Below are 7,750 nucleotides of genomic sequence, written 5' to 3'. Positions count from 1 at the left end.
CGAGTTCTGTCAAAGAGATTGTTGTAGTGACCCATGCTACGAAGCGGTCTTTCTTGACCAAGGTTGGGACGGTCTACTACTATTTCTAAGATACAAGGTTGGGTGAAGCGGAGCGCAACCCAACATATATCAATTAGGTTACGCAAAGCCTCCAACGCCACTTGCTACAACGCGGGAAACCCGCACAACGCAGTGGCTCCCAACCTACAATTTTTTTGCAACATTTTAGCCTTGATATGCCATTACGGTGTGTTAGCAACAGTGCAACACACCTTCCATTTATAAATCTCTATCCTTTTATGGGTAGAGTATTCATAATTCTGAATTTTGACTAATGCACCAAATTTTCTTGTTTAAGTTGCTCTTTGGCTAAAGCCAATGCTTGATGAGCATTTCTAAACTTTGTTTCATCCGTAAATTTGTTATCAAAACACTTTAGATAAGCTTCCAAATATCTAATCCGTAAGCGTGGATCAGCCGGAGTCAGAAGAAAGGGGAGGTCAGCTTCAACCATAAACCGTATAGCCAACAAGGGTATAGGGCTACGAAGTGGACGAAAGTCTGGATTGTGCATACCGGGAGTTTCATTACGTTTATGAAATTCTCCTATCATCAGTCCTGACTCAACAAACAAAGGTTTAAGTTTTTGTTGGACACTATCTATTAATTTACAAGCGTCCTCTATATGGACATCAGGAAAAATAAGTAAAAAAGCTTTGTTTATTGCTAACTCCTGCTCTTTAACTTCCATTTTCAGAAAGATATCTTTATAGCGTCCAACAATCTCTTCTAATTGTTCTGGATACAAATATTTGGTACGAATAACTGCTAGACGAATACTATTTGACTTGAGAGAGTGAGGTACAAAAGGGCAAACTGCACCGGGTCTTCCTAACTTAGGATGAGGTCTTGCTAAAAAACTTTTCACCCACTCTATAGTTTCAAGTAAGTAAGGACGGTCTTCGTATTCCTGGAGTTGTTCGATTTCAAGAATTGTATATAGTTGCATCAGCTTAGGTGAAATAGAAGAATTGTTGAAATCTGAATCCAAATTATGTGCCTAAAACTAACTATTATCTAAGTAAACAAAACAAGCCTTGACTTTTTGATTTTTGGTTTATTTATAGTTTGTAGGAAATAAAAATGCTAAGGCATTTTTGCGAGTCAAAAAAATTACACTAATCAATACACAAAAATATTTTCACACAAAACAAGTTGTGCTTATTACTTTTTGGTATTTGAGCTGAAAGACATACATCATGTATTATCCAGTAGATGCTCTTACTTTTTTACACTCTTAAGCTTCCATGATTTTTAACAAAGATATTATAAAGTTTATATCCAAATAGTTATTTTTACTGTAAAAGTTTAGTTTTTACTGAACATCCTAACATCAAGTTGATGTTTTTTATACACACATATTTTTTGTCTAAATACTTACTTTTGGCGTTCCTCCTTGGTATCTTCGCTAGAAGAAGGTATTGTATTTATGCTATATTATACTTAATAAGTACTTACGTACTGTACACAAGAATCATGTTCTGTATCAACTTAAATATGTCATTTCAGATTTTTATTAATCATTTTCTGATGGTAAATAGACTTGTGCTGTAGAGGCAATATCCTTCGGGTACTCGATTGGAGAAATCATAGAGCAGCTGCTTTGTGTCTACATGAATTGCCCATACACAGTTTATGCTTTTTGACAATAGCTGAATCGTATTGATCTATATTTGGTCTTTCCTGTCAATGCGTAAGTCCTGCTATTCTTCATGAAGATGCGCTTAATTTAAATGAACCCTCATTTCTACGAGAGGCTTATGCCAACGCGCTGCATCTCCCAGAGAAGGACGCAAAGGAAGAGAGGATTTAAGAATTATTCAGTAAAAATCTAGAGATTAAAGAGTAAGACAAGGCCAGTTGCTACAAGTTTGGGAGCCAAGGTTGTAGTAACTGGCTCCCTTACAGAATTAAATATTAGTTTAATTGCCAGTTCCTTATTTATCAGCAAATTCTTTCACCACTGCCATAGCATCAGAAGGAATCTGCGTAATTAGGCGAAATGGAAATGCTTTAGTTGAAGCAAACTGAGCATAATCTGGTGTCAGAAACACGGCGTAGTTTTTAGCTTCTGGGGTCATCTGTGCAGCAAACGCTAAAGTTATAGCTTTAAGGTACTTGCGAATATCTGCTGCTTGTTCGCCTACAACTTCACCGCCACTAATGGGTGTATTTGGTTGTCCGATCTGATCCATAGTTTTACTGGGGTCTTTTACACTCAGATGAGTACCCCCAACTATACCAATTAGCCATTTTGGGGATGGAATTTTGTCAAATCCCACAATCTGTTCAGTTAAAGCTGGGGTGGTTTTATCTGCGGAACCTGCTAACACTAGAGTCGGAATTTGCACCTTAGTTAACCCAGTTTCGCCATAAATCAAAGAAGTTGTAGGATTGAGAGCGATCGCCTGTTTTATTCTCGTATCCCGTAATTGATAGGTATTTTCTGGCAGTTCTTGGGCGATGCACTGCATAGCTTCTCCTAGACTTAAGATAGCCAAGTTCTTTTTGCAGCGTTGTTTGAGCCGTTCTAGTTGTAACTCGCCTCCCGCCAGTGCTAAAGCTGTACCACCACCAAAAGAATAACCAACAACCATCGCGTTCATGGTCGCAAGTTTCCCTTGTAGGGGATGATTAGTTGTTTGGTTGAGCTTTTCTAATTCGTCGAGAATAAAACTAATATCTTGAGGGCGATTTAAAAACTCTTGAGGCTTCACAGGTCTGGTTTTGCCCTGTAATGCAGAATTAATATTATCCTCATTACTACCAGGATGTTCTAAAGCAGCTACTACATAACCGTGGGATGCTAAATGTTCTGCCAGGTAACGCAAGTCCGTGCGGACTGATCCTAAGCCGTGAGAAAAGACAATTAAGGGTTTATTGGCAGTTGCATCATTTGACCAGTAAATATCAACTGGAATTTTGCGATCGCGCTTTTGGTCATTCAGGCTTAAGTTGAGTATTTTTACTTGAGCCGTTCCTGGCTGGCTGGGATCAAAAGGGAAAGCAATCTGCGGTGTTATCGAGTCGAGTCGGGGAGCAATGGCTAGCATAAATTGCTGCGTGCGCCAAAAAGCTGTATTCAAACTCCCTGCAACTATAAAAGCTTTTGGTAAATCAATTTCTAAGCGTTTACTCGGATAAGCAGCGATAAAACTCAGTATAGACAGACCCTGCGGCGCAGTAGAGCCTAATACCAATCCTCCTCTCAGTGCTTGTACCCCAGCATTGTCCTTTCGAGCTAAAGCTGTAGCGAAGTCATTGAGAATAGTTGTGCCAATCTGAGTATTAAGCAACTTATTAATGGTGACAACGTTCATCGGTATATTCATACCTAGTGCCCCTAATAGGAAGCGGCGTTGTTGTTCAGATAATCCTTTAGTGTAAGACTGCAAGCTCCTAGGCAATTCCCCTGTTTTGGCAGCGTTTTGCAACTCAGTCAGGGAAATGGATTCTGTAAATACACCCAAACGCACAACAACAGTGTCAGCCGCAATAGCCGAAGTATTTACCCCAAACTGTGTAAGTACAATTGCACTAAATAAACCTGCAACTGTCTTAAGACTTCTCCAACTTCTTCCCATAAATATTTATACCAACTATTACTTAAGGGAATATAACGAATATTTGTGTATTTGACTACCCCTTTAATCGTTCAGAAATCAAAGCAGATTTTTTCCTGAACTTGATAGGAATCGCCCCAATCCGCTCAAAGCAATCAAAGCTCATCAAAAGTAACGAATTGTAGAATTCATCACAGCTAAAAATTTGGGCATGAATCAGTGTTAACAGCCACAAAAGTCTGATTGTTTCTCCGCTAGGTTTAATACTGTAACTAAACTATAGAACAGGCGAAGCGATGCCTGCGGTGGTAAACTACGCATCTCCAATTTGCACTTTTTGTCGGCTGATATCCTCATCAAATTTTAGATTTTGGATTTTGAATTATTAAATACAAAATTCTCTTAGTTACAAAAGTTTCAGCATTTCTCTCACTTTCAGCAATGTCAAAATTTTGTTAGCAACAATCAAAAATCATTTATCCAGAGCAACTAGATTTATGTATGTGGTCATCTAGAAACTAAAGTTCAAAATTGAGTGAATGCAATTTTTTTGACAGCACATTTTAAACGCCTGCTTAATGTTTCGTCTTTGCCTTTTAGAAGGTGTTGCAGAGGTGTTGCAAGTCGATAGTCTTACTGCTGTAGCTGCACTATCATTACTCATTAAATTCTACTAGCCGCATCAACAATTTTTCTTGGCTTTATGCGTCGCAGACTCCGCTATATTTTAATTTTGTTACTCTCCTTGAGTATTATTACACTGTGGTGGCCTGTGAATGATTCTGATTGTAATTTCGGGGATCTTTTAGTATCAAAAACTAAAAAATTTCAAGTAAATGCTACTAAGGTTATTGTTCAGCCGTGGCGTGGTCGTCACCATGTATATGGAATCTTTATGATTCCTAATGAATACAAACAAGCTCCATTTTTTGTAGTAACAGTCCAAGGTGCCGGCAGTTACTGTTCAAAACAATTTGGTTATAAAAAAAACTTTAATGGTATCTTTGCTGAACCAGGAACTTATTTGGTGCAGAAGTTTGTTAGAACTCGAACGGCTTTGCGGCTCATTTTCCAAGGTTTGTACTTCCAAATCAATGATAAACAGAACTGGACGTTGACTTTACCTGAACCAAATACCACTACCGCTACGTCTAATTAGTGATTTGTTCTTGAATCGAACTTACACAAACAATAGTCAAAACCCCGATTTTAGACGTAAAGTAGCTTATTGCCCCTACCGCCTGTACTGTTGCGTAAGTCCTATTTAATTACGAATTATTCCCTCTACTTGGTGGTTGAGTTTGCAAAACCTGATTCTTATTTAACAAGTTACTAGTAGCATTGACCACAATCTGCGCTGCTCCTGTAAAAAACGATCGCTCGATAGTCGCTGGAACATCACTTGGTTGATGATAGTGCGGAGTCCGTAAATTTGCTGTATCTGTCACTAGCACAGCACCCACACCCTGATACCAAAATGGTGCATGATCGCTACGTAAAGTGTCCGGTGTCAGTAAACCTTTAAAAGGAATTGGTAGTATTAGGACTGGTGGCAGATTTGATTCCTGTTTATTCAGGGCGCTTGAGGGGAGAATCTGTGAGCTTGGAAAGGCATTCAGCAAAGGCAAATGTTCTGTATCACCAACCACTGCCAAAAAGTCGCCCTTGTCACTAGGTGGTGTAACGGGCAAACCCGCCGGGTATTTCTGACACCCAACAGTGTAACAAGCATAACCAACCATATCCATAACGATCGCTCCGCCTAAGTTTTGCAAGCGTGGTGTCTTGCTCACAAAAGCCTGACTACCCAAAAGTCCTGTTTCCTCTTGGTCAAAAAAAGCTAGTTGTAATGTCCGTGGTGTGGGGCGAGAACCGAGCAACCGCGCAACTTCTAGCACTACAGCTACACCACTAGCGTTATCATCAGCACCGGGGGATAAAGCAACAGTGTCGTAATGCGCTGCGACGAGAATTGCTTTAGCGGCTTTGTTAGTCCCTATACGTTCAGCAAAAATATTTACACCCTCAGAGAACTTTTCTAATTTGGGCTTCCAGCCGAATTTTTTCAGTTCAGTTGTGATATAAGTGCGAGTGAGCGATCGCTCTTTTGTCGTGTAACGCTGAAAATTTAACTTTTGGATATGGTTTAATAGCTCATCAGCAGACACTTGTAGGGCATCATCAACTTTTTTTAACTCTAGTTGTGGTTGCGGCGTTTCTACAGGAATGCTTTCAACAATTCCTGGTGAGGGACGCTGTTCAAAAAACGTCTGGCTTATGCTACCCACGACGGCAAATGCCATCAGCATCAACAGCATCAGCCAAATCCATTTTCTCATGTGATTTATCCTTGGCTTCCTGACTTAGGGTAGCGCAAACCCCAAATTAGTCCACTTTGTATTAAAAGGAAAAATTTTAGTTAGCGGAGAGGCTATGCTTAATAAGAAAATTATCTCAAAGGGGTTGGTCGAGGTTCTTTCAATGGAGGAGATCGTCAAGACACACTGGAATTAACAACAGGAACTTATACTGTTGGCATCTCAGGAACAACGATCGCCTTCCAGATTAGTGAGTTCATTACTATGGAGACTTCCGGGTTTGAGAAACTGATCGCGGGTCGCACAACTTATGATTTCACAAGTTTGACCAATGGCCAGACAATTACTGCTGCCTAAACGAGTCAACCAATCAAGAAAAGACCCAACACAATTGTCCTTGGTGCTGGGACACGATCTGACTCGTTTGCTAGAACGATTTCAGATTCGACATCCAGCGTTCTGCTGTCATATTTTTATGGTATCTTGTTGGGTTTGGCATTGGTCATAGACAGTCCACAGCAATCAGTATCTAAACATTGTCTACTGTTAACTAGAGAACCCAGCAAAGAAGTCTAGAGTTTCCTTCAATGCTTTGATGAAAATATCAATTTCCTCGCGGGTGTTGTAGAAAGATAGACTTGCTCGTGCGGTTGCAGCAAGACCTAAGTAACGGTGTAATGGTTGTGTGCAGTGGTGTCCAGAACGGATTGCAATGCCTTCTTGATCTAATAATGTAGATAAGTCGTTAGCGTGGACTTCTCCGGCTGTGAATGATGCCAGAGCGGCTCTACCTTCACCTTTAGCATTGGGTTTGGGGCCGTAAATTCTAATTTGGGGAATTTGCTCTAATTGTTGGAACAAATAAGCGGTTAATTCTGCTTCATAGGCGTGGATTTTATCCATGCCGATACTGCTAAGATAATCTATCGCAGCACCAAGTGCGATCGCTTCTCCAATTGCAGGTGTACCAGCTTCAAATTTATGCGGTAATTCTGCATAAGTTGAATGGTCTAAATACACCTCTGCTATCATCTCACCACCGCCAAAAAATGGTGGCATTGACTCTAGCAATTCCAACTTGCCATACAAAAATCCTATCCCAGTTGGCGCACACATTTTATGGCCCGAAGCTACCAACCAATCACAATCTATCTGCTGCACATCGACAGGGTAGTGGGGAACACTTTGGCAAGCATCGACTAAGAATTTAGCACCGTATTTGTGTGTGATCGCACCAATTTCTTTCACTGGGTTAATGCAACCCAAAGTATTAGAAATATGCACCACCGACACCAACTTGGTTTTGTCGGAGATCAGCTTTTTATACTGTGACAAATCAAAAGTTTCTTCAGGTGTCAGTTCCACGAATTTCAGTACTGCACCCGTTTTTTGTGCTACCAATTGCCAAGGCACAATATTACTGTGGTGTTCCATCACCGACAGAATAATTTCATCCCCAGGCTGCAAATTATTCATTCCCCAACTGTAAGCTACTAGGTTAATCGCTTCACTTGCGTTGCGGGTGTAGACGATTTCCTGACGGGATGCAGCATTAATGAATTTGGCAACTTTATCTCTAGCACCTTCATAAGCATCAGTAGCTTTGGCGCTCAGGGAATGGGCACCTCGATGCACGTTAGCATTATAGTGTTCGTAATAATCCCGTAGAGTATTTAATACGAATAGAGGCTTTTGCGATGTCGCCGCATTATCGAGATAAACCAGGGGTTTCCCGTTGACTTCCTGATGCAATATCGGGAAGTCAGCGCGAACTTTATCAGCAAGGGTTTTGGTAGAGGTGAAAGTCAT

General features: G+C 40.5%; 6 protein-coding genes. 2 read left to right on the top strand and 4 right to left on the bottom strand.

Annotated elements, in window-relative coordinates:
- Positions 1 to 331: 331 nt before the first annotated feature.
- Together H6G86_RS33550 and H6G86_RS33545 are read right to left on the bottom strand one after the other, a co-directional pair.
- Positions 332 to 1,009: a DUF6875 domain-containing protein gene (locus H6G86_RS33550; protein WP_190937958.1), complete on the bottom strand. Its 678-nt coding sequence runs from the start codon at positions 1,007 to 1,009 to the stop codon at positions 332 to 334.
- A 988-nt stretch (positions 1,010 to 1,997) separates the two neighbouring features.
- Positions 1,998 to 3,644 carry an alpha/beta hydrolase gene (locus H6G86_RS33545; protein WP_190937957.1) on the bottom strand — a complete coding sequence of 549 codons (1,647 nt, stop codon included), beginning with the start codon at positions 3,642 to 3,644 and terminating at the stop codon, positions 1,998 to 2,000.
- Between the two features lie 682 nt (positions 3,645 to 4,326).
- Between H6G86_RS33545 and H6G86_RS33540 the strand changes: the two genes are divergently transcribed.
- Positions 4,327 to 4,782 (top strand): hypothetical protein, encoded by a 456-nt coding sequence (locus tag H6G86_RS33540; protein WP_190937956.1) that lies wholly within the window; start codon positions 4,327 to 4,329, stop codon positions 4,780 to 4,782.
- A 109-nt stretch (positions 4,783 to 4,891) separates the two neighbouring features.
- On the opposite strand, the gene H6G86_RS33535 is transcribed toward H6G86_RS33540, so the two are convergent.
- On the bottom strand, positions 4,892 to 5,962 hold the full coding sequence (locus H6G86_RS33535; protein ID WP_190937955.1) for a M28 family peptidase: 1,071 nt from the start codon (positions 5,960 to 5,962) through the stop codon (positions 4,892 to 4,894).
- 310 nt (positions 5,963 to 6,272) lie between these two features.
- On the opposite strand from H6G86_RS33535, the gene H6G86_RS33530 reads away from it, so the two are divergent.
- The gene (locus H6G86_RS33530) at positions 6,273 to 6,449 is read left to right on the top strand and encodes a hypothetical protein (protein ID WP_190937954.1); all 177 of its coding nucleotides are present in this window, start codon (positions 6,273 to 6,275) and stop codon (positions 6,447 to 6,449) included.
- Between the two features lie 38 nt (positions 6,450 to 6,487).
- Here H6G86_RS33530 and H6G86_RS33525 read toward each other — a convergent pair whose 3' ends face one another.
- Positions 6,488 to 7,750, bottom strand: a complete 1,263-nt coding sequence (locus tag H6G86_RS33525) for a cysteine desulfurase (protein WP_190937953.1) — start codon at positions 7,748 to 7,750, stop codon at positions 6,488 to 6,490.

Origin of the sequence: Nostoc sp. FACHB-133 (assembly GCF_014698055.1) — a bacterium.
Taxonomy (GTDB): domain Bacteria; phylum Cyanobacteriota; class Cyanobacteriia; order Cyanobacteriales; family Nostocaceae; genus Nostoc.
The sequence above is the reverse complement of the archived record's forward strand: the minus strand, read 5'-3'. Positions and strand labels throughout refer to the sequence as shown.

Coding starts and splice junctions, on each gene's coding strand:
- H6G86_RS33530 (WP_190937954.1), top strand. CDS start 6,273: ATGGCCAGACAATTACTGCTGCCTAAACGAGTCAACCAATCAAGAAAA.
- H6G86_RS33550 (WP_190937958.1), bottom strand. CDS start 1,009: ATGCAACTATATACAATTCTTGAAATCGAACAACTCCAGGAATACGAA.
- H6G86_RS33545 (WP_190937957.1), bottom strand. CDS start 3,644: ATGGGAAGAAGTTGGAGAAGTCTTAAGACAGTTGCAGGTTTATTTAGT.
- H6G86_RS33535 (WP_190937955.1), bottom strand. CDS start 5,962: ATGAGAAAATGGATTTGGCTGATGCTGTTGATGCTGATGGCATTTGCC.
- H6G86_RS33540 (WP_190937956.1), top strand. CDS start 4,327: ATGCGTCGCAGACTCCGCTATATTTTAATTTTGTTACTCTCCTTGAGT.
- H6G86_RS33525 (WP_190937953.1), bottom strand. CDS start 7,750: ATGACTTTCACCTCTACCAAAACCCTTGCTGATAAAGTTCGCGCTGAC.